This window comes from Acinetobacter modestus, assembly GCF_014636095.1.
In the GTDB taxonomy this organism is placed as follows: domain Bacteria; phylum Pseudomonadota; class Gammaproteobacteria; order Pseudomonadales; family Moraxellaceae; genus Acinetobacter; species Acinetobacter modestus.
In genome coordinates this window covers 535,731-554,176 of record NZ_BMDV01000002.1, presented here as the reverse complement: position 1 = coordinate 554,176, position 18,446 = coordinate 535,731, and the positions used below count along the sequence as shown (strand labels likewise).

25 protein-coding genes are annotated in these 18,446 nt (G+C 36.8%); 12 read left to right on the top strand and 13 right to left on the bottom strand.

The features are described from left to right. Position 1: 1 nt before the first annotated feature. The 13 genes from IEV17_RS06805 to IEV17_RS06745 all read right to left on the bottom strand — a co-directional run bounded on the left by IEV17_RS06805 (position 2) and on the right by IEV17_RS06745 (position 9,114). Entirely contained in the window at positions 2-703 is a 702-nt protein-coding gene (locus IEV17_RS06805; protein WP_004661677.1) for a helix-turn-helix domain-containing protein, read from the bottom strand. After that, positions 703-1,389, bottom strand: coding sequence for a RusA family crossover junction endodeoxyribonuclease (locus IEV17_RS06800; protein WP_004661675.1), 687 nt, complete (start codon positions 1,387-1,389; stop codon positions 703-705). The genes IEV17_RS06805 and IEV17_RS06800 overlap by 1 nt, the downstream gene beginning before the upstream one ends. Further along, positions 1,382-1,870 carry a hypothetical protein gene (locus tag IEV17_RS06795; protein ID WP_004661673.1) on the bottom strand — a complete coding sequence of 163 codons (489 nt, stop codon included), beginning with the start codon at positions 1,868-1,870 and terminating at the stop codon, positions 1,382-1,384. The genes IEV17_RS06800 and IEV17_RS06795 overlap by 8 nt, the downstream gene beginning before the upstream one ends. Then, a complete protein-coding gene (locus IEV17_RS06790; protein ID WP_004661670.1) occupies positions 1,867-2,619 on the bottom strand; it encodes a hypothetical protein in 753 nt (250 codons plus the stop codon). The genes IEV17_RS06795 and IEV17_RS06790 overlap by 4 nt, the downstream gene beginning before the upstream one ends. Next, positions 2,612-3,595: a YdaU family protein gene (locus IEV17_RS06785; protein ID WP_004661669.1), complete on the bottom strand. Its 984-nt coding sequence runs from the start codon at positions 3,593-3,595 to the stop codon at positions 2,612-2,614. Before IEV17_RS06785 ends, IEV17_RS06790 begins: the two co-directional genes overlap by 8 nt. Continuing rightward, positions 3,595-4,749: a DNA-methyltransferase gene (locus tag IEV17_RS06780; RefSeq protein ID WP_004661668.1), complete on the bottom strand. Its 1,155-nt coding sequence runs from the start codon at positions 4,747-4,749 to the stop codon at positions 3,595-3,597. The genes IEV17_RS06785 and IEV17_RS06780 overlap by 1 nt, the downstream gene beginning before the upstream one ends. Then, the gene (locus tag IEV17_RS06775) at positions 4,746-5,606 is read right to left on the bottom strand and encodes a phosphoadenosine phosphosulfate reductase domain-containing protein (protein ID WP_004661667.1); all 861 of its coding nucleotides are present in this window, start codon (positions 5,604-5,606) and stop codon (positions 4,746-4,748) included. The genes IEV17_RS06780 and IEV17_RS06775 overlap by 4 nt, the downstream gene beginning before the upstream one ends. Beyond that, positions 5,603-6,244: an ASCH domain-containing protein gene (locus IEV17_RS06770; RefSeq protein WP_004661666.1), complete on the bottom strand. Its 642-nt coding sequence runs from the start codon at positions 6,242-6,244 to the stop codon at positions 5,603-5,605. Before IEV17_RS06770 ends, IEV17_RS06775 begins: the two co-directional genes overlap by 4 nt. Beyond that, on the bottom strand, positions 6,241-7,032 hold the full coding sequence (locus IEV17_RS06765) for a phiTE_072 family protein (RefSeq protein ID WP_004661665.1): 792 nt from the start codon (positions 7,030-7,032) through the stop codon (positions 6,241-6,243). The genes IEV17_RS06770 and IEV17_RS06765 overlap by 4 nt, the downstream gene beginning before the upstream one ends. Next, positions 7,029-7,316 (bottom strand): hypothetical protein, encoded by a 288-nt coding sequence (locus tag IEV17_RS06760; protein ID WP_004661664.1) that lies wholly within the window; start codon positions 7,314-7,316, stop codon positions 7,029-7,031. The genes IEV17_RS06765 and IEV17_RS06760 overlap by 4 nt, the downstream gene beginning before the upstream one ends. Beyond that, positions 7,316-8,092, bottom strand: coding sequence for a hypothetical protein (locus IEV17_RS06755; protein WP_004661663.1), 777 nt, complete (start codon positions 8,090-8,092; stop codon positions 7,316-7,318). Before IEV17_RS06755 ends, IEV17_RS06760 begins: the two co-directional genes overlap by 1 nt. A 61-nt stretch (positions 8,093-8,153) precedes the next feature. Continuing rightward, positions 8,154-8,810 (bottom strand): phage antirepressor KilAC domain-containing protein, encoded by a 657-nt coding sequence (locus IEV17_RS06750; RefSeq protein ID WP_004661662.1) that lies wholly within the window; start codon positions 8,808-8,810, stop codon positions 8,154-8,156. Between the two features lie 58 nt (positions 8,811-8,868). Beyond that, the gene (locus IEV17_RS06745) at positions 8,869-9,114 is read right to left on the bottom strand and encodes a helix-turn-helix domain-containing protein (protein WP_004661660.1); all 246 of its coding nucleotides are present in this window, start codon (positions 9,112-9,114) and stop codon (positions 8,869-8,871) included. Positions 9,115-9,235: 121 nt separating this feature from the next. On the opposite strand from IEV17_RS06745, the gene IEV17_RS06740 reads away from it, so the two are divergent. From IEV17_RS06740 to IEV17_RS06685, 12 genes are all read left to right on the top strand, one after another. Further along, the gene (locus IEV17_RS06740) at positions 9,236-9,880 is read left to right on the top strand and encodes a LexA family protein (RefSeq protein WP_051063521.1); all 645 of its coding nucleotides are present in this window, start codon (positions 9,236-9,238) and stop codon (positions 9,878-9,880) included. A gap of 152 nt (positions 9,881-10,032) precedes the next feature. After that, entirely contained in the window at positions 10,033-10,359 is a 327-nt protein-coding gene (locus tag IEV17_RS06735; protein ID WP_004661656.1) for a YfdP family phage-associated protein, read from the top strand. A gap of 45 nt (positions 10,360-10,404) precedes the next feature. After that, entirely contained in the window at positions 10,405-11,241 is an 837-nt protein-coding gene (locus IEV17_RS06730) for a DUF2303 family protein (RefSeq protein ID WP_004661653.1), read from the top strand. 108 nt (positions 11,242-11,349) lie between these two features. Then, positions 11,350-11,808 (top strand): hypothetical protein, encoded by a 459-nt coding sequence (locus IEV17_RS06725; RefSeq protein WP_004661652.1) that lies wholly within the window; start codon positions 11,350-11,352, stop codon positions 11,806-11,808. Further along, a complete protein-coding gene (locus IEV17_RS06720) occupies positions 11,808-12,389 on the top strand; it encodes a hypothetical protein (protein ID WP_004661650.1) in 582 nt (193 codons plus the stop codon). The genes IEV17_RS06725 and IEV17_RS06720 overlap by 1 nt, the downstream gene beginning before the upstream one ends. A 12-nt stretch (positions 12,390-12,401) precedes the next feature. Continuing rightward, positions 12,402-13,142: a hypothetical protein gene (locus tag IEV17_RS06715; RefSeq protein ID WP_004661648.1), complete on the top strand. Its 741-nt coding sequence runs from the start codon at positions 12,402-12,404 to the stop codon at positions 13,140-13,142. Between the two features lie 48 nt (positions 13,143-13,190). After that, the gene (locus tag IEV17_RS06710) at positions 13,191-13,439 is read left to right on the top strand and encodes a helix-turn-helix domain-containing protein (protein ID WP_004661647.1); all 249 of its coding nucleotides are present in this window, start codon (positions 13,191-13,193) and stop codon (positions 13,437-13,439) included. A gap of 1 nt (position 13,440) precedes the next feature. After that, complete coding sequence (locus IEV17_RS06705) at positions 13,441-14,628, top strand: hypothetical protein (protein WP_004661646.1); 1,188 nt, start codon at positions 13,441-13,443, stop codon at positions 14,626-14,628. After that, the gene (locus IEV17_RS17155) at positions 14,628-15,875 is read left to right on the top strand and encodes a hypothetical protein (RefSeq protein WP_004661645.1); all 1,248 of its coding nucleotides are present in this window, start codon (positions 14,628-14,630) and stop codon (positions 15,873-15,875) included. Before IEV17_RS06705 ends, IEV17_RS17155 begins: the two co-directional genes overlap by 1 nt. Continuing rightward, complete coding sequence (locus tag IEV17_RS06695; protein ID WP_004661644.1) at positions 15,868-16,431, top strand: hypothetical protein; 564 nt, start codon at positions 15,868-15,870, stop codon at positions 16,429-16,431. The genes IEV17_RS17155 and IEV17_RS06695 overlap by 8 nt, the downstream gene beginning before the upstream one ends. Position 16,432: 1 nt before the next feature. After that, a complete protein-coding gene (locus IEV17_RS06690; protein ID WP_004661643.1) occupies positions 16,433-16,708 on the top strand; it encodes a hypothetical protein in 276 nt (91 codons plus the stop codon). A 435-nt stretch (positions 16,709-17,143) separates the two neighbouring features. Continuing rightward, entirely contained in the window at positions 17,144-18,397 is a 1,254-nt protein-coding gene (locus tag IEV17_RS06685) for a site-specific integrase (RefSeq protein ID WP_004661642.1), read from the top strand. Positions 18,398-18,446 lie beyond the last annotated feature (49 nt).

Sequence of the window (18,446 nt, the reverse complement as noted above, 5' to 3'; positions counted from 1 at the left end):
GTTAATTACTCAGTGCATCACCTGAAAAGAAATCGAACTGAGCTTCATCTTTCTCATCAGTAAGTAAAGTTGTTTGAGTGAAACGTGTTTTACGTTGACTCTTTAAGTCTTGAAGTATTTTCTCTTGAATTTCACCCTCATCACGATCTGAAATATCTTCCAAACCTTTGGCAATATGATTGAATTGAACTGCACGCTCTTTATCACATTCCTGAATTGTTTGGATTAAATCCATCATTACAGGTTGTAATTTCTCTTGTTGAACGCGATCAAGTTGCAAAAATTGTTTTGCGACTATTTTTGATTGCTCTAATAGCTGTACCTGTAGCGCCTTGGGAAACGAGCTGATATGTCTTGCACATAACAAAGAAATCTGTGCTGTAATCGCATTTAGGTTATCTGCCAAAATATCGCCAACACTATTGAACAGAACACCTGCGACAGATTCAGTTTCGTTTAATTCAGGATTAATCGTAAAACCTAATACCCAATCGACAGAGACCCGATACATACTGCACATGACTTGCAGTAACTCAGCATCTGGTAATGTCTTACCGTTCTCCATTTCACTAATTCGGTTCTTTTGCTCAACACCAAACAATTCAATAGCAACTTCGTGTTGAAGCATCCCACGGCGTTCTCTTGCAAGTGCAAGTTTACGACCGATCAAGACTCGTTTTTCTAAATCAGTTCTTTTAGCCATTATGCAACTCTCCCAGCAAGCCAGTCGAAGTTCACTTTCTTATCAAGCCAATTTGTTTCGTTGATAAATACACATGAAAGCCATACACAACCATCTTCAGTAGGTTCTGCAAATTCAATTTTTTCTTTCACAAAAATGTTGTCATCTTTAAAAAGTAACTCTGTACCTTTAAGCGAATCGATTAGCAGTTTTGGATAGTTATCAATATCAAAGCGCGGATATGTGCTCGCACTGTAACTACGATTTTTTCGTGGTGGCTGTATAACTAATCGAATCTCACATTGTTGTGAAATGGCTTTCCACTTCATTGCTTTAAAGATTGGTGCATAGATTTCAACTACACGGCGTTTAAATTTCTTTGCACCCATTGATAAGCTATTGCGTTGTTTACCTGTACTTTCATCAATAGTTGCACGCCAAATGTCATTAGCACTGATGCCATATGGCAGTTTCACTGTGACAAAATCCTTGCCTGTAATGACCAATCCGCCTGTACTGCCTTGGTGTAACTGATCTCCATTTAGTTCTTGTGTTGTCACGGCGCAAGGTAAAATCACTTTCTTATCTAGTGCTCTACGTGCGCGTGCATGTCGATTCGTTTTTGTTTCAACGAGTGGATTCATTGCAAAAAAATCAGCCTTACCCTTTTTCGCCCATTGATCCCATAAAACACGACTTTTACCCATGATGTTCACCGCCTTTATTAGCCAAAGCAGTCGTAGCAATATGGAGTTTTTTAAGTAAAACCTTATTCGTTTCACAGCAAAGATGGAATTTTTTCCAAAGTTCAAAAGCTACTGCAACTGCTAACTTTTCATAGCCATGGATAGAATCAAAATTAAATAAGTCTGCTCCATGTTGATTAATTAAAATCGAATATTGCTTTTGTTCTTTTAACCATGCTTCAAATTCTGCGCGAATTTGTTTGATATGCTCTTGTGGAGTGAGCTGTACAAATTTTTCAGGGCACATAAATGGGGTGCCTTGTTCCAATTGTCCATAGACATAACCATCTTCATGACGATCTACAATCGCATCACCTTTAATATGCTTGCCTGAAAACTCAGTGCTTGAATCACTTACAAAATCTACGTGAACTCTTGCACCTTTCTTAAATTTCGTATTTTCTGCTGTTGGCTCATTTGCTTGTGTTGCGGTCTGATTCATGCTGTACCACCATTAATATGCTTAATAAGGGTTTTAGGGACATTCAGCCCGTCACGCTCACATGCTTCTAAATACTCGTCTGGTTGATCAAATGGATCAGGCCATGGTTCTTGTACTGCTGGACTTGCCAAGTTCTCTTTTTGCTCAAGTTTTTGCGGTTGTAGAACTGTACGATTCTTAATATTTAGCTTCTGCTTCAATGCGTTAAGGCGCTGTACAGCTTCATCATTAGACACTGGTGCATGGCTTTTTTTCTTGTGTTCCAATTGCTTTGGCGGTACATACATTTCTTGGGTGCGTCCCACTTGTTGTGCCTTTGCCACAAATGCATTGTATGTATTAATAAATTGCTCGCGTGCAGGTTTCATATATCCATCGAAGATCATTGGCAAAACCTCATCCAATGCAACTTTTGTTATTTGAGTGATTTGCACACTTTTGTCAGCTGTAAAACGACATGCACGCGCCCATGCTTCATCTGCTGACATCCACGTCTCACCAATGCACCAATCACGGAAATCAGAGAAAGACGGCATAAACTTTCCACCCGATTTAAGTAATCTGTTCCGTGCGCGTTCAAACTGATCTACATTGACATCACAAAGGCATTCCATCGCTTTAGATTCAACAAACTCCATTGGTACGGCGTTATCCCCCGTTGTTGGAAAATTCTTGTTGAATTGCGCAGCGTGAATTACACGTAAATCTGAAATTAGGATGCGGATATCCTGAATCGTAATTTTATGCATGTCCGTACTCCACACTAGCTATCAGCTTTTTTTGTGGAGTTACGTCCACAATGACGTTTGCGCTTTGTTCTTCATCAAGAATGCGCTCAAAATAGCCCCTAGCTGGTTGATTAGTATTTACAGGTTGATTTGCTTTGGTTTGTTTTTGACGGCGTTTAATCACGTCTTGAATATTGTTTTGAATCCAAGTAAGCCATTTCACAAACCAGATGCTTGGCGTGTTTTTATCGTTTTTCGCTGCAAAGAAATCACAATAATCTTGTAGCAAGGTTTGAAAATCAGTTGATGAAATTGATTCATGTCTTGGTACAGCTAGATCAATGAAGTCCATTTGAAATTGCGAATGCTCGCTTGCAAGTTCAAGTAACGAATAAAATTCTTTGTCATGTGCCTGGTAGGTTGCAAACTGAATCGGGACAAAACCAACTTTTTCCTCGCTCGCGTTATTACCATTACTATTACTATCTTGGTTATTGGTTAGTGGTTCTTGGTTAATGGTTATTGGTTTAGGCTTTTGTTGGCTTTCATCTGGGTTTTTTTGGGTTAGCGGTGGGTTTATTTCGCTTTCCGTTGGGTTTTCTTGGGTTTGTTCAGTTGGTTGTTCTCCCTGTTGAGATTCACTAGAATCATCACCTGTTTTCGGTTTGTTTTTAGAACCTTTTGGACGACCACCTTGCTTACCGTTGTCTGACTGTTTTGTTTTAAATGCTTTATATGCAATCAAATCTTCTTGGATATGGTTTTGAATATAAATGCCTTCCTCATTCATAACGAAGAATTTTTTCAACACAAACTTAACTGCTGCAATTTCTTCATCAGTTTCAGCCCATACCCAGTCAATTGCCTGTGTCTCAGTTGGAAATGCTTCACGGTCATAACAAGCATCCATAAGCAAGTTATAAACACCGTGTTGTAAAATGTTAAGGCGACCTGCTTTACGATGGTAATCACCAATTTTCTTTTCGTAGTAATGCATTAGAGCGCCTCCATAAATAAATCTTGCTGATCTGGCATTTTTGAACTAACGCCTTCTTTGACAAACTGACATCTAGCATTAGCAATTGCGAAATACTCTGCTTCACGCTCAATACCCACAAAGCTAAAGCCTTCTAATATGGCTGCTTTACCTGTACTACCCGACCCCATAAACGGATCAAGCACTACACCACCTTTAGGCGTAACTAATCTGCACAAATAGCGCATTAATTCAGTTGGTTTTACAGTTGGATGAAAATTTCCATTTCGCTTAGACCAATCAACATTTTCACAATCTCGCATTGTTGAATTCATCTGCAGCATTGGCTTATTTGAGCTTTCAGTACCTTCATTTCGATCTGTGCGATTTGCTTTAGCACAATAGAAAAATCTTGCTGCTGAACCTGAGTCACCATAAGAAATTGTTTCAGTGCCATAAGGACGGCTCTCTTTTCCAAATGAACTACTGGTATTACCGTTTTGGTCCTTACTTGAAGCTTTTATTTTGTTATTACTTCCACTAGAGGTATTTGGGAAATTTGCCAATACTTCTTTACTACCATCGTGGATTAGATTAGTAGGCCAACGACCTACTGTATCTGGCTGATTTGCGCATGAAGAAATATAATTATCTGGTTGTCCAGTCTGAGATGGACGACCATTTGCCTTAGATTTATATCCGCCATTTAACGGAATACGGCACTCATCGATATTTATTGCGCCTGTTCCATGAAGTTGCACATTTTGTATAACCGTGGCAATCAATGGTTTTCGAGCAAATGTAATTGGCTCGAGCGCTGGTTTTAATGCAGTACCCCAACCTTGCCATTCACCGTCGAGATTATGAGATTTTGGAAAGCCTGAACCATAGATCCAAGCGATCATGTCTCTTATCTCAAAACCTGCATCTTCAATATTGCAAGCCATACGATGCTGTGTACGAGTACCAGCAAATGCTAGTAAGTGCCCACCTGGTTTAAGAACGCGAATACATTCTTGCCAAATTTCAATGCTTGGTACTTCACAATCCCATTTTTTACCCATGAACTTAAGTCCATAAGGCGGATCAGTAACAATGCTGTCTATTGAGTTATCAGAAAGTTCTTTCAAAACCTGTAAACAATCACCTTGATATAAATTGAATGGCTGAGTCATGCTGCAATCTCCTCAACCATAGGAATACGCTGTCTGTTAAATTTGATTATTGAAATTTGGCTCACCAAATCTAAATTCTCAGAAAGTAGTGAGTAATCTGGTTCAATCCCTGTAATTGTTGGCAAGGTTTTCATGCTCATATGCATTGAATAACCTGTGATTTTTTCGAAGAAACAATAAAGCGCAAATAGTTCAGGCCGTTTCTTTGCTCCAAGGATTAGGTCATTTGGGCTTGCCATAATGCAGTACACACAGCTCAGTCTTTCATTACCTAATTGATATGCAAAATGTGGCTTTTGATTTGCATTACTTATTGTTTGAAAAACTTCATCTGTGGTAAGTGAATGAATAGGCAACCAGTCGAACCAAGACCGCCCAGCACGTCCATGTTCAAAGTGTTCCTTCCAAACAGGCTTTTTTGCACGGCCACTTGATTCTTGAGCACGTAAACCCATGCAATTCACAATCCTGGTATATCCATTTTCTTTTGCATATCTACGCACTTCACGGGTGATTGGTCCACGCTTTAGGTCACTAGTACATTGCCGATTTGCAGATGACGGAAAAGAAGGAACATTTGGACGTACATTGAAACGGTGCATCACCATATCTAATAAAGATTTCTTTGCACGGGCAACAATGAAAGGTACATTTGCTAACAAAGCCTGTTCTTGTGCCAATTCCAAAGCACCATGCCATTCCATATCTCCCAATGATGCATGAACTACAACAACATTATTTCTAGGGAGTACTTCAAGCAGCTTTATCATCATCGCTTGACTATCTTTTCCACCAGAATGGTTAATTACGAATAACGCACCTTTTTGAATTTCATCTAGTGCAGATGGGATTATCATACTGCACCGCCTTGGATAACCTTAAATTCGAGAACCCATACCCAAGGATTTTTATTCCACTCATTTTGTCCGTAGATTTGTTCCCATGTAACACGGAAATTAGTTTTTGCACCAATTGCATAGCCCATTTGAATTGCTGATGGGTGTGTTGAATAGTCAAATCCTTCTGCTTTGGCATCCTCTGAAGTAATATCATTCAGGCGCTCAATACGTATATTTGTTATTTCTAAAAATAATCGAGCTGCTTTACGTGGCATGTGGATTGATGGTTTCCACTTTTCACCATTACCACAATCATGAGAAGCTTTATATAAAGGTGTGCCATTTTTTGGACATCCACATGGAAAATCAGCATGTGGACATTCATCTGAATCATATAAGCGGAAAGTCTCACGAACCCAAAGCCGATCACCGATCTGACCAAACGGACAAACCATTGGATTATCGATTTCACGATGCATAGTAGGAACTATACCTTGTTGATCAACTTGCCAACTCCAACCGTTATCTAGGGCAATTAACCGATGATTTATTTCAGTTGTAGGTGCTTTATTTACAATTCGACGTGTCTGAGTCTTTTGACCAGATAAAATCGCTTGAACCATTGGGGTATTAAATAAAATCGGACGCTCTTTCACACCATCACCTCATCTAATTTTTTAAATTCGGCAATGACATCTTTCAGAATATCTAATAGAAATACATAGTGGCTATTGGGTAAGCTAGGATTTTTATCCCACCACCAATCATCCCCAAGTAAATTACTTAATAACTCTAATGAATCGCTATCAAGCAAATCGTAGAGGTGTGCAGCTCCATTAAACTGTTTATCTGAAATATCTTCATAAGCGGAACGCAATTTCTTTTTAGTAATTTCACCAGACTTACGTGCATCTTTAAGATCATCAAGATAGCTTGTTGCAAACCATTCAAAAAATTCCTCACCACTTTGAACAGGAACGGTTTCCATCAATTTAGGGAAAAGTTTTTTTATCAAATAATATTCATCACATTGTGCAATGAACTTTTTAAAAGAGGCTTGACCTACATGACCAAAAAAACTACTTCCAGCGAAATCATCACAAACTAATGTAATTCGTCCACCGCCAAGGCTATAGGTAGAATTAAGTTCAATATAGACAATTGCCCAATGATCTTTGTATGGGCCAATACTTGACAGAACTATCTTCTCAATAGGCTGGATTTTTTCTTCAGGCAAACGCTTATTCGCCTCAGCCTCTTTAATCGTTGCTTTACGTTCGATCTGTGATTCAAGATGTGCTGTTTCAGACGATGTAGAGAGGTTGAGTAACCGATACTTACTCGTTCTTTTTCCTATATTGAAAACCTTAACGACCTGAAAAACATGATTAGATTTCTTTTTCAAAATTAAATCATTGATTTGAAACTTAGGTGTTTTTTTCATGCAGCACCTGCCCGTGCTTCATCAGCAACTACAACAAAAACGCTTTCACCATTAAAATTGATTAAGTTCGAAGCAAATAACGATGATTCAATTTGCTCACAAACGTCATCTTTTAATTGATGCTCAAAAGCCAAACGTGCTTTCCAGTCCTCACGCCAAACTTGATCGTCTGGAGAAGATGCCTGAATTGCTTCTTGCTGCATTTCTAACAAAAGTGAAATTGCCGACTTATGGAAATTGAATACACATTGGAGGTGTGGCCGATTATTTTTGTTTGATTTCATTATCGAGCACCTACCAATTTTTGTAGGCGATCAAGATCAAATTTGCTTTGACATGACTTTGTTAAATGAAACCACAATAGATATGCACCGTCGGCTTGATTATCAAATGAATCAGCTTCTGAATGATTTCCATCTTCCAGAGCTACTTCTTTTTGCAAATTAAAATACTGAATACGTTCAACTGTGCTTTGTGTAATTTGCTCATATGTCAAATTACTATCTGCAAAAGTAGGAATCACTGGCGATTGCATAGTCTCTAAAGTATTTCTTAAATCATTAAGAGCAACACTATCTGCAATAGCTTTGTTGAATCCCATGATTCTTAATTCTTGTTGTGACCATGCCCCATCTACCCAGATAAAGATTTCTTTAGTTCGAAAATCAATCTTTTCAAAATAACGATCAAAATGAGTCGCACCTACTGGAGCATTTTCAACAATGTATTGAATTGCTTTGATGCCACCAAAAACCGTGACAAAGTATTGATTACAAGCTTGTTGAAGTTGATCTAAAGAAATTAGATTTTCATTAGATCGAGTACCGTAGTAGTAATTTTTTTCTAATGAGTACCAGTCAAATGCATCAGGATTGCCGTTAAGAATTTTAAGAGCTGCTTTTATGCCTCCCACACGATTTAAAATATCTTGGGTATCTTGCCCTTTTCCAGAATCCGTTTCTTGTTGCTTAACTAAACAATGGCTACATTGTTCACCAGTTTTTTTAAATTCCGTACATTTGTTTGCACAGCTATGTTCTGTTAAAGTTATTGAGTTCATTTTTTCCTCGAAGTTAAATGAATAAAATTTTTTGACCGCTTCTTGTTGGCGCAAGAGGCGGTTAAACCAAACCTTCACTGGTTAATTTTTCGATTACCCAAGCTTCTCCTTTTGTTGTGAACATTGGCTGTGAAAAGCCAAGCTCTGTTTGTTTCACTTCTCCAAAACCTTTATCGATAAACCACTGTTGGAATAAACGCGCACGTTTAACGCCTTTGTGATAAACATCAAAAATGTCTAAAAGCTTGTTTAGTTTTACTGCTGAAATTTTTATTTTCTGAGCGACCTGTGAAGCATTAAGCAGTGTTGAACGCTCAACGATCTTGTCGTAATACTCAACTTTAGGCGCTGCAAGTTCTAATTGACGTGCTTGATTAGCTGCTAGTTGCAAAGCTTCAGCATATGTTTGAGGAATTTGTGCTTGTTGCTGTTTTAGAATTTCTAAAACCTTTCTGCGAACACCCTTAGACTCACGCATTGCAACTAAGATGCACTGATCATGATTAAGAAATGCTGCAACTGTGACCGTATTATTATGATTATTCACAACGAAGGTTTCGTAGTGCTCACCTTCTAATTCATCAAAAACACGAGGATGAAAATCATTAAGTCGAATTTGAGACTCACCAAATTGATTACGAACCTGGTTAATGATTTTTAATAGTTCAATACTTGAAAACTGATTAGCTGACGCTTGATTTAAAACAATTTGATTCATAGTTTTTCAACCTCTCCCTTTTCTAGTAACTCAATCCCAAAAGTGTTTTTTTGTTTTTCTATTCTTGAAATACAATTGGATCTAATTTGCTCTTAGCAATTCCTGTAACTTCTGAAATAACGGGAATATATTTAGGAGGGATACGGTCTTGAGAAATCCAAGATTGAACAGATTGATATGAATAATTCTTTCCATTTTTTTTAGTAATTAAACGAGCGACAGCACTAACGCCTCCTGCTTTTTGGATCGCGTTCTTGACTAAGTTTTCGTTATTTACTTCAACATTGGTTTGATTGTTATTCATTACAATATAAGCCCTACTTGCTAATTACAAGTATTACTTTAAAGAATACAAGAATTACTTGCAATGACTTTTTTAAAGAATTGCTTTATATTTAGTACAAGATTTTCTTGTGTGCATTGAGATGAACAAGCTTGAAATGGGTAAGCGAATCGCGAAAAAGCGTGAAGCTAAAGGTTTAGACCAGACAGAATTAGCGCATTTACTTGAAATTACACCTCAAGCAGTGCAGCAATGGGAAGCTGGTCAAACTTCACCTCGCGGAAAAAATCTTGAAGCTTTAACAAATACTTTAGGGTGTACAAAAGCATATCTGTTTGGTGAAGAAGATGAATTAAAACCAATAAACCGAGCGCGATATGTTCCTCTGATTGATTGGGTTGCAGCTGGTAATTGGAATGATCGCCACCTCGAAATATTAGATAAATATCCAAAGATTCTTTGTATGTTTAATGTCGGACCTAATGGCTATGCCCTTGAAGTTAAAGGTGAAAGCATGAAGGATGAGTACAAACCAAAAGATATTATCTTTGTAAATCCTGATCTTAAGCCTGAGATTGGTGATGATGTTATCGCTTGGTGTTCAAATGGTTCTACCTTCAAAAGACTAATCGAAAATGATAATGGTTCTTTCCTTTTGAAAGCTCTAAATACTGAGTGGGTACCAAGGTATATGCCTCTTGATGAAACTTGTTATTTGACTGGTACCGTGGTTGGTTCTATAAGCTCTAAAACCAATCAAGATTTAAGTCAGTTATTACTTATGTAATTTTTTGCAAATAGAAAGCCTGCATAATGCAGGCTTTTTTTTGTTCAAATATAAAAATACAAGAATTTCTTTAAATAAATATTGAATACAAGAATTACTTGTAATAAGATCATTTCACCAACAACAAAAACCTAAAATTTAGGTGGTGAAAAATGTCAAACAAACCAACCGATGCACAGCAATTTATCGAAGATATTGGCGCTGGTGTATTTTCAAAACAATTTGGCGTAGCCATTACAGAAGTCGCAAATAGTGTTGTTTCAACTGGCAAAGTCGGTGAAATCAATATCAAACTTAAAGTTAGCAAACTTGCAGACTCTCAAGTCCAAGTAGAAAGCAAACTCTCATTTAATGAACCCCTTGCAAAAGGCAAACGTGTTGAAGAACACAACGAAAAAACACCTATGCACGTCAATTTAGGTGGTGACGTTTCCCTTTTCGCCAAGCACACCGAATCCCTTTTTAAAGACGAAGTTTAATACTTCACCATAGCTCCCCCTGTACTTACTAGGATTTTAAATCTCATGTCACTAGAAAAAACCGAAGTTGCTTCTGTAGTTGAATTATGCTCTCCGTTCAAACAATTTGACCGTGGTTCGTTAATTGCTTTGCACCAAAACTTCAATATCCATGATACTGAAGAATATCAAGCTGGTCGAAATCGTGCTCGCGGTTCTTTCAAAACACCTTCATTTGTTGATTTTAAAAGTTTTGTTTTGGATAGCAATCCTCATAAGCATGATGATGAAATTATTATTCCACACGCTGCACCTATTTTTGTCGATCATAAAAATATCACCGCTGTTTCTGTGTTGAATTTTGATGAAGCTAAACTACCGCAAGGTCATTGCGACTATACGGCTACCTTAGAACTTGAACCAACAGTTCTTTGGAAAAAGCTTAATGAGTTAAAAGACAAAAAGTTAAATCAAAAATCTTTCGCTGTTTTACTTGAAGATTGGGCAGATGTAATTATTGCTTACTCTGCAAATGATGAGCAAATTGCAAGTGGCGCAGCAATTCATGCTGTTCGAAATATGACAATTGGTAGTAGCGTTAAATCTGACTCAGTAGTTAATAACACTAGTGAATCACGTTCTAAACTTGAACAAGTTGAGATTAATGCTACTGAAAATTCCCTGCCAGCATATTTCAAAGTTACAGACCCCGCTTACATTGGTTTAACCCCAAAAGTAATCCGTTTACGTCTAATCGTAAATGCTGGTGATCAAGATCCAGTTTTTGCGATTCAAATTGTTCGTGAAGAATTATTGAAAAATGAAATCATTCAGGATTTCAAAGAAAAAGTAATTGAATTATTACCTGACAACCCAGTTCGTATCGGAACATTTAAAGCATAACCTTTAAATTTTAAACAAAAGAAAGCCCAGAAATTTTGGTAGAGGACGGGGCATTCTTAAGGTCAATCTTCTTTGCGATTAGCAAAGAAATTACGGAACGAGAGCATTATGGAACAAAAGCTATCTCAAAACAATATTACATTTAGTTTCCCAAATGTAATGTTTATTTCGGCAGTTATCGCGTTAATAGTGATTGTTGGAATCACAATCGCATTTTCTCAACCTGTAAGCTCTAAAGCTGATGAAACATTTATTCCTGATACACGCCCTTCTAGCTTGGGCGTAATCTATATTTCAATTACGTCAAAAGATACTGGTGTCGGAACAGTTAATCTTGATGGTTATCTAGTCCCGGTGGAATTCAAGTTTGAAGCAAAATTAAGGGATTATGGTGTAACTGAAAGCCAATATCCTGATGTAACTATTACACGTTTGGGTATCGGCAAAATTAAAAATAGTGCTACTGGCGAATACGTGGATGACTTCACAATTTACCAAGACCATAAACAGATCAACGAAGCAATTAAAAACTTTATTGAATCTAATAAATTGGTGGAGGTTCGCTAATGTCTACAGCAGCCAAACACCTAAATCAAGATCCATTCGAAGCTTTCAATCAAACGATTAGCCCTGCTCAAATGCTTGAATCTTTAAGCAAAGGCATCGGTATTGAATATGCAGAAGTTGATACAAAAGACTGGACCTTCATAGAAAAGAATTGCCCAATTTCAATTGCAGATATTTTTAGCGGTTGTCTTAAGTTTCGCTTTTCAATGAAAACTTATGAGACTCAAAAGCATAAGGAAAAATCTTCAAAATATTTCTGCGAATACTTAAATAACGATGGTGATGGTAATGAACGTTATCGCGTGGGATTCGAGAATTACTCTGTGTATGTACTTAAGCGCAATCCTGATTCTAAATTGCCTATTGGTTTAAGCAAATACTTAACTTGGGGAACTAAGTTAAACGGTTTTGATTTTTATATTGAACGAAATGGTCAATTAATTGCTATTACACCGTCCGAAAAAGTCACACCTCATCTATATAAAGCTAGACAAGCAAAAGAGTTAGTACGTCGTACTAAATATCTTGATGAAAAAGGTTTTTTCAAAAGTGATCCTAAACAACGCAAGATTTTAGGTTAGGAGGTTGCGATCATGGGAAATGGTAACAACCAAAACATGGATTTATGGCATTCAGTTTGTATTACTGATCCGACACAAACAAAAAAGATTGAAGGTAAACCGTATCAAGGAACTTCACCAAAAGCTTATTGGTTAATTCAAAGAGCTACTGAGACCTTCGGACCTATAGGTCACGGTTGGGGCGTAGATGTTAAAGATCATGGATTCCAAAAAATTGATGATGTGACTATACATCACTGGATAGTAATCACACTTTGGTACATGAAAGATGGTCAAAAATGCTGTTTTGATCAAACTGCTGGTTCAAAGGCTTTATATAAAGCAAGCACCGGACTGATTTATGACGAAGACGCGATTAAGAAGTCAAAAACCAATGCAACTGTTAAAGCTTTAAGTCTCCTGGGGTTTGCTGGCGATATTCATGCTGGATACTGGAATGCACCAGGTTATCAGCAAAGAGCTTTTGACCATTATTACAGTAATTCTCAGACTGTAAATTCAAATCAGCAAGCTCACCAGCAACAGGCCACAGGCGTTAAAGAAACTAAAGACGTTCAACAAAATGTTAGTGAATCCAAGCCTAAGCGCACTGAAAACCAGCTTTTTAATGATGCAATTTCAGCAATTAACAAAGCTACTGATACTTCCGTTTTAGATGCTGCATATAACCGTTTTAAAGGCACTACTTTCGAAAAAGCCATCGTTGCAGCATGTAAGAACAAAAAAACTCATGAGCGATGGGGCCAAGCCTAAATTTTGGTGCCCTTCTCTAAAGCTATCTCTTAAATATTGGAAAAGTAAATGAATACAAAAGTTAATTTGCCTATTTACACCGAACAACAAGTCAAAACGATTGTTCGCTCAGTTATTGAATCAAAGCCTGACAATCTTTTTGCTGAGGTCTTGCAGGTATTTGAAAAGCCTTTGATCGAGGAGTTGCTACTTCAAGAGAGAGGAAACCAAACTCGTGTAGCAATGCGCTTAGGTTTAAATCGAGGTACGCTGCGTAAAAAATTACATGCACATGGCATTTTGAAGGAGGTTAATTAATATGGAAATATTAAACATCTCTGAAAATAAATTGCCCGGTGAATTTCAGTTTCACAGCCTTAAAGTTGATTTGAGAACTCAAAATAAAGCCGATGTATTGAAATGTTTTGCTCAATTAGGTTTCTACGTTACTTCAGCGACTTCAATAACCGAAAGTGATGAATTTCTTTTTGTCCAAGACAATGGTCGAGTTTTCTCTTGCGAAAATGCGATTAATTCAGATGGTTACTCATGGGTTGATCTTCAGCAATTAAAAGAAATGGTTATCCTCAGTCGTAACGATGTCAATGATGCAAACCATACAGATCAAGATGGTTGGAAATGGTTCGTGACCAGTACCCGTGAAGGTTATGTATTTGCTCTTGGCAATGCTCAGCAATTACCACGTTGGGATAAATCGCCATTAGATCATGTTGATTTAAAACCAATTGTCAAAACTAAAGATCAAATATCTATCTCTAAAAATGAGTATTTAGATCCATTGCGAGGTTTCCAATATATTCAACTCTCAGAAAATGAAATTAAGGGTGACAAGCTTGGTTCTGAAAAATGGATTCAAATACCGGAAGATGCACATCTATATTTTATGGAATGGTTCTATAAACTTGTAAACGGCATTTGGCTTGTTCAGGAAAGAAATAACGTCTGGATAGAAACAGAATATCAATTTAACTCAGAGACAGTAAATATTCATTGGTTACGTGAAGGTGTTGAGTTACCTAAACCTGTGAAAAAATTAATTATAAATAATTTTAATTATCAGTATGTAGATGGTATTGCAGCAGCTCAGTCATTAAAAAATGGGTTTGAAGTTGATTTTTCAGAAGATGAGGAAGAATGGGATAGTTTCAATCTTCAAACAGGTTTTCGAGTAGGCTGTTTACTTGGCGAACCAAACCAAAACAATCTAGTTGTAAAGTTTAGAGTTGTCCCTAAAACTTTAAAAATAATTGGAATAGATGGCAAAGAATATGAATTTCCTACCCCAATTCGCCAATACCCACCGAAAGGCACAGTCTGTTTTATTGCAACCTTAAGTGATCCTGATACACGGACCCCACAAGAAACAACCTTTTCAGGAAATGAAATTACAAAAATGTTGGTTGATCATCGACGTTTGCATTTAACGGCTGAAGCTGCACTTGCTCATATCAAAGCAGAAGTGCTTGCTTTAGGGGGTAATTTCTAATGGAAAATAAAATACTAGTTCCCCTTGCATTGCTTCGTGCTGCTTTAATTGCATCAAAAGATGAAGATGAATGGGATTTCAGAAATTTAGATTCAATTGCAATCAATAATGGACATATTGTCGCAACTGATGGAAGCATACTGTTTTATGCAAAATTGGATAATGTTGAAAATGATATTTCTTTCATTATTCCTAAATCTTATGCCCAAAGCTTTGTAAATAAAACTGAATGTTATTCTGGTTTGATTAATTGTCAGATTTCATATGATACGGAAACCAAAACAGGTTTAATTGAAATTCCAAATCATCATAATGCTTATGAAGGATTCAAAATATTTTTAAGCGAATCATACATTGATTGGCAGAAAGTTTTACCTACAAACGATGTCGAATACAAAGGCTTTGTTCGTTTTGGTGGGGATTACATTAAAAAACTTGAGGAAATTTCAGGCTTACTAGGCAGTATTTGTCGCCATAATTTGAAACCAACAGGATTAGCCAAAGCAGCGAATATTAATTTTACATTTAGTGATTTTGAAAATGTAAATGCTATTTTGATGCCTAGAAATAACAATCCTGATGCAGAACTATTTTGTGTAGCTATCTCAGATAGTCATGAAGATGAAGTATCACTGTTACCAGCTGCAACCGCAGAATTAGCATTTAAAGCTGCACAACGTCTGAGAAAATACTTTATCTTTAATCCAAGATTTTCAGATGACTATTCACCATTTAGTGATGGAGCAAGTTGGATTTATCCAACCGTTTGGAATGGTTCTAAAGACGCTCATGCAGATCAATTAGAAATTACAGAAGAATGGTTTTCTAAACCATTAAAACGTTATGACGATGCCGAATTAGCAATTAAATACATACAAGCAGTTAATGATTGTGTTGAATGTTATCTTGGTGATAAATCAATCGTAGCAACTACCGTAGAACAAATTACTAAGTTCTTTAATGAAAATAAATCATTAATCAAGGCAAAGCTTTGGAGTGTAAATATTCCTGAAGAACCTGATTCAGCGCCAATTTTACACCCTGTCCCTTCTCAGAAAATTGGAAAGCAATTAGTCCACAGACTAAAACAAGAAGCTTTAAAGCAATTCCCTACTGTTGGCCAATCTATTGCTGATGCAGTAACACTTGAAGAATGGGAAGGCACTGAAGCTGAACATGCTGAGTATTTAAAATCAAATCCAAAATGGTGGATTCACACTACATTTTTGGAGAATGGCAATGCTTAATATTGAAAAAGAAAGAGAAGCTTTAGATGAGAAAGTAATTCTTCCTGACTCAAGCGAAGCAGCGTGGCCAATTAATGTGACTGCTTGGCAATCAAAAACAGGACATATTTATCTTGATGAGCGAATTGCAAGATACGATGGTTCTACTCATAGTTTATGCAAACGCGGACATTTGTATCGTAAACAAAGTTATTGCGAAGAATGTATTCCTTATGAAAACAAGGAAAAATACGCATCATTCCCTACGCAACAATGGAAAGATGAACCATTATATTCCATGACATTGGACCAATGGTTTTTTGATAAAAAATCTGTTTTTGACGTTTTGCAGGAAACTGGTGAATCAGCACAAGAATTAATGCTTGTTATTTGTGTACCACAAATGGCTTATGAAATAGATCCAGAAGATTTCTATGATGAGCATTTACCAGATGGAATAAATGTGCCAGACGAAATCGCAGCAGCATTTGAATCGCTAAATAATGCTATTAGGAACTGTGGAAATCCATTGTGTTACTACCCCTCTAATATAGCAGCTACAGTAAAGGAGGAATAAGATGGCTCGACTAACCAAATTAGATCAAATGACTTCGGAAGAAAAAGCAGCAGAGGCAATTAAGTATTGGGCTGCTCCAAAAGATGCAACTTTCACCCCTGAAGTTTTGGCTATTGTGTACAAAAAATCTTTATCCTGGTTTCAGCTAAAACGTTGCGCTGGTGGAGGAATCCCATTCAGCAAAGAAGGACGTACCATCCTTTATAAGAAGCAAGATGCCATAGATTATTTCTCCAAACAGTTCCATGAAAGTACATCATCAGCCGCTTACATTTAGCGGCTTTTTTCTTTGTAGGCGTGTAGGCATTTTTGTAGGCGTTTTGTAGGCAGTCTACAAAAAAACTTGTAGGCAATTTGTAGGCATTTAGATTATTGCGAATTAGTGTATATTATTGCGAATTAGCGCAATTTTTAAAATATAGTGATTTAAATTAATGACTTAGAAAGGAAATTTATTGCGAATTATTGTTTGTTATTGTCTATTGTTGCGAGGTATTTTTTGTAACTTTTGAATTATGAGTCCGCTGCTCTAACCAACTGAGCTATAGGCCCTATACTTTATAACTGCTTGTATTCTCTACAATTCAGCTTGAATCCAATATTAGCGAAAATCATTTTTAATTACAAGTTTTTTCTTGAGTAGACCTATAGTAGACCGTAAAGAATATTGTAATATGATGCTAAATGTTGTGAAACAAGCGGATTCTAGCTTATGTCTGCAAACAGAGTAAAGCTTACTAAGTCATTTATTGATCAACTCGAATTAATTCCTGCGATTTATCGTGATAGTGAGTTAATTGGCTTTGCTGTGCGTGTAAATACTTCATATAAAACTTATATCGTTGAAAAAAAGGTTAATGGCAGGTCTACTCGGTCTACTCTAGGTATTCATGGCCAAATCACTCTGTCTCAAGCAAGAGTATTGGCTCAAGAAGCTCTTTTAGATATGACGATGGGTATAAAACCAATAGATAAGAAAAAGAAGAAAATTGCAGATGCTAAATCAATTTTTGATATTGAAAAGTCTCAGCCGACTTTAAATGAGGCATATCAGGTATATATCGAGGAACGCACATTAAAACCGCGTACGTTGGAAGATTACAGTGATGTGGTTAATGGCTACTTAAAAGACTGGAAGGATACTAAGCTTAAAGACATTACTAGAACAATGGTTCAAGAAAAACACAAAGACCTATCAGTTAACAGTAAAGCTCAAGCGAATATGTGTATGCGTGTATTTCGAGCTATTTATAACTTTTCGATCAAACACTATTTGGATGATGATGAACAACCTATCATTCCCCCACTCAACCCAGTTAAAACTTTAACAGCTAAAAAGTCTTGGAATAAGATTCGTAGACGAAGTTCATATATCAATGAGGACAAGCTGCCTGACTGGATCAATGCTGTATTAAATTTTGAAGATCGTGGACAGCAACTTGAGACCAACAAAGACTTTCTCATCACATTAATCCTAACTGGCTTTAGACGTGAAGAGTGTGAGTCGTTGGCATGGTCTGCTGTAGATTTAAAATATGGTTATATCACTTCAATAGATCCAAAGAATAATGAACCACATACGCTTCCTATGGGTGATTATCTTTGGAAGTTGATGAAAAAGCGTAGAAAGCAAATTACGTCAGAATGGGTTTTCCCTTCTGCAAAATCTGAATCTGGCCACATTACTAATATTTCTAAAGTTAGAGCTAAGATCAATAAAAGTTGTGGTATCCAATTTACGTTCCATGACCTAAGGAGAACGTATGGATCGATTGCAGAGAGTCTGGACTATGGTAAATATACAATTAAAAAGCTTCTGAACCACAAGAATGAAGATCAAAATGATGTCACTGCTGGTTATGTTAAAATTAGTGATAAGAAGTTAAGAGCTGCCATGAATGATATAGAAGAAATTGTTTTAGGTAAAAATAGAAATACGAATGAAATGTATAGTGGTGCAAAATGAAAAACTGGATCTACTTCTATATCGAGTACACAATCAAATATAGCGAGCC

Excerpts from the sequence above, each read along its gene's own strand:
- IEV17_RS06800 (WP_004661675.1), bottom strand. The coding sequence starts at position 1,389 with ATGGGTAAAAGTCGTGTTTTATGGGATCAATGGGCGAAAAAGGGTAAG.
- IEV17_RS06730 (WP_004661653.1), top strand. The coding sequence starts at position 10,405 with ATGTCACTAGAAAAAACCGAAGTTGCTTCTGTAGTTGAATTATGCTCT.
- IEV17_RS06725 (WP_004661652.1), top strand. The coding sequence starts at position 11,350 with ATGGAACAAAAGCTATCTCAAAACAATATTACATTTAGTTTCCCAAAT.
- IEV17_RS06710 (WP_004661647.1), top strand. The coding sequence starts at position 13,191 with ATGAATACAAAAGTTAATTTGCCTATTTACACCGAACAACAAGTCAAA.
- IEV17_RS06735 (WP_004661656.1), top strand. The coding sequence starts at position 10,033 with ATGTCAAACAAACCAACCGATGCACAGCAATTTATCGAAGATATTGGC.
- IEV17_RS06740 (WP_051063521.1), top strand. The coding sequence starts at position 9,236 with ATGAACAAGCTTGAAATGGGTAAGCGAATCGCGAAAAAGCGTGAAGCT.
- IEV17_RS06765 (WP_004661665.1), bottom strand. The coding sequence starts at position 7,032 with ATGAAAAAAACACCTAAGTTTCAAATCAATGATTTAATTTTGAAAAAG.
- IEV17_RS06715 (WP_004661648.1), top strand. The coding sequence starts at position 12,402 with ATGGGAAATGGTAACAACCAAAACATGGATTTATGGCATTCAGTTTGT.
- IEV17_RS06745 (WP_004661660.1), bottom strand. The coding sequence starts at position 9,114 with ATGAATAACAATCAAACCAATGTTGAAGTAAATAACGAAAACTTAGTC.
- IEV17_RS06720 (WP_004661650.1), top strand. The coding sequence starts at position 11,808 with ATGTCTACAGCAGCCAAACACCTAAATCAAGATCCATTCGAAGCTTTC.
- IEV17_RS06795 (WP_004661673.1), bottom strand. The coding sequence starts at position 1,870 with ATGAATCAGACCGCAACACAAGCAAATGAGCCAACAGCAGAAAATACG.
- IEV17_RS06785 (WP_004661669.1), bottom strand. The coding sequence starts at position 3,595 with ATGCATTACTACGAAAAGAAAATTGGTGATTACCATCGTAAAGCAGGT.
- IEV17_RS06805 (WP_004661677.1), bottom strand. The coding sequence starts at position 703 with ATGGCTAAAAGAACTGATTTAGAAAAACGAGTCTTGATCGGTCGTAAA.
- IEV17_RS06760 (WP_004661664.1), bottom strand. The coding sequence starts at position 7,316 with ATGAAATCAAACAAAAATAATCGGCCACACCTCCAATGTGTATTCAAT.
- IEV17_RS17155 (WP_004661645.1), top strand. The coding sequence starts at position 14,628 with ATGGAAAATAAAATACTAGTTCCCCTTGCATTGCTTCGTGCTGCTTTA.
- IEV17_RS06685 (WP_004661642.1), top strand. The coding sequence starts at position 17,144 with ATGTCTGCAAACAGAGTAAAGCTTACTAAGTCATTTATTGATCAACTC.
- IEV17_RS06695 (WP_004661644.1), top strand. The coding sequence starts at position 15,868 with ATGCTTAATATTGAAAAAGAAAGAGAAGCTTTAGATGAGAAAGTAATT.
- IEV17_RS06755 (WP_004661663.1), bottom strand. The coding sequence starts at position 8,092 with ATGAACTCAATAACTTTAACAGAACATAGCTGTGCAAACAAATGTACG.
- IEV17_RS06690 (WP_004661643.1), top strand. The coding sequence starts at position 16,433 with ATGGCTCGACTAACCAAATTAGATCAAATGACTTCGGAAGAAAAAGCA.
- IEV17_RS06775 (WP_004661667.1), bottom strand. The coding sequence starts at position 5,606 with ATGATAATCCCATCTGCACTAGATGAAATTCAAAAAGGTGCGTTATTC.
- IEV17_RS06705 (WP_004661646.1), top strand. The coding sequence starts at position 13,441 with ATGGAAATATTAAACATCTCTGAAAATAAATTGCCCGGTGAATTTCAG.
- IEV17_RS06790 (WP_004661670.1), bottom strand. The coding sequence starts at position 2,619 with ATGCATAAAATTACGATTCAGGATATCCGCATCCTAATTTCAGATTTA.
- IEV17_RS06780 (WP_004661668.1), bottom strand. The coding sequence starts at position 4,749 with ATGACTCAGCCATTCAATTTATATCAAGGTGATTGTTTACAGGTTTTG.
- IEV17_RS06750 (WP_004661662.1), bottom strand. The coding sequence starts at position 8,810 with ATGAATCAAATTGTTTTAAATCAAGCGTCAGCTAATCAGTTTTCAAGT.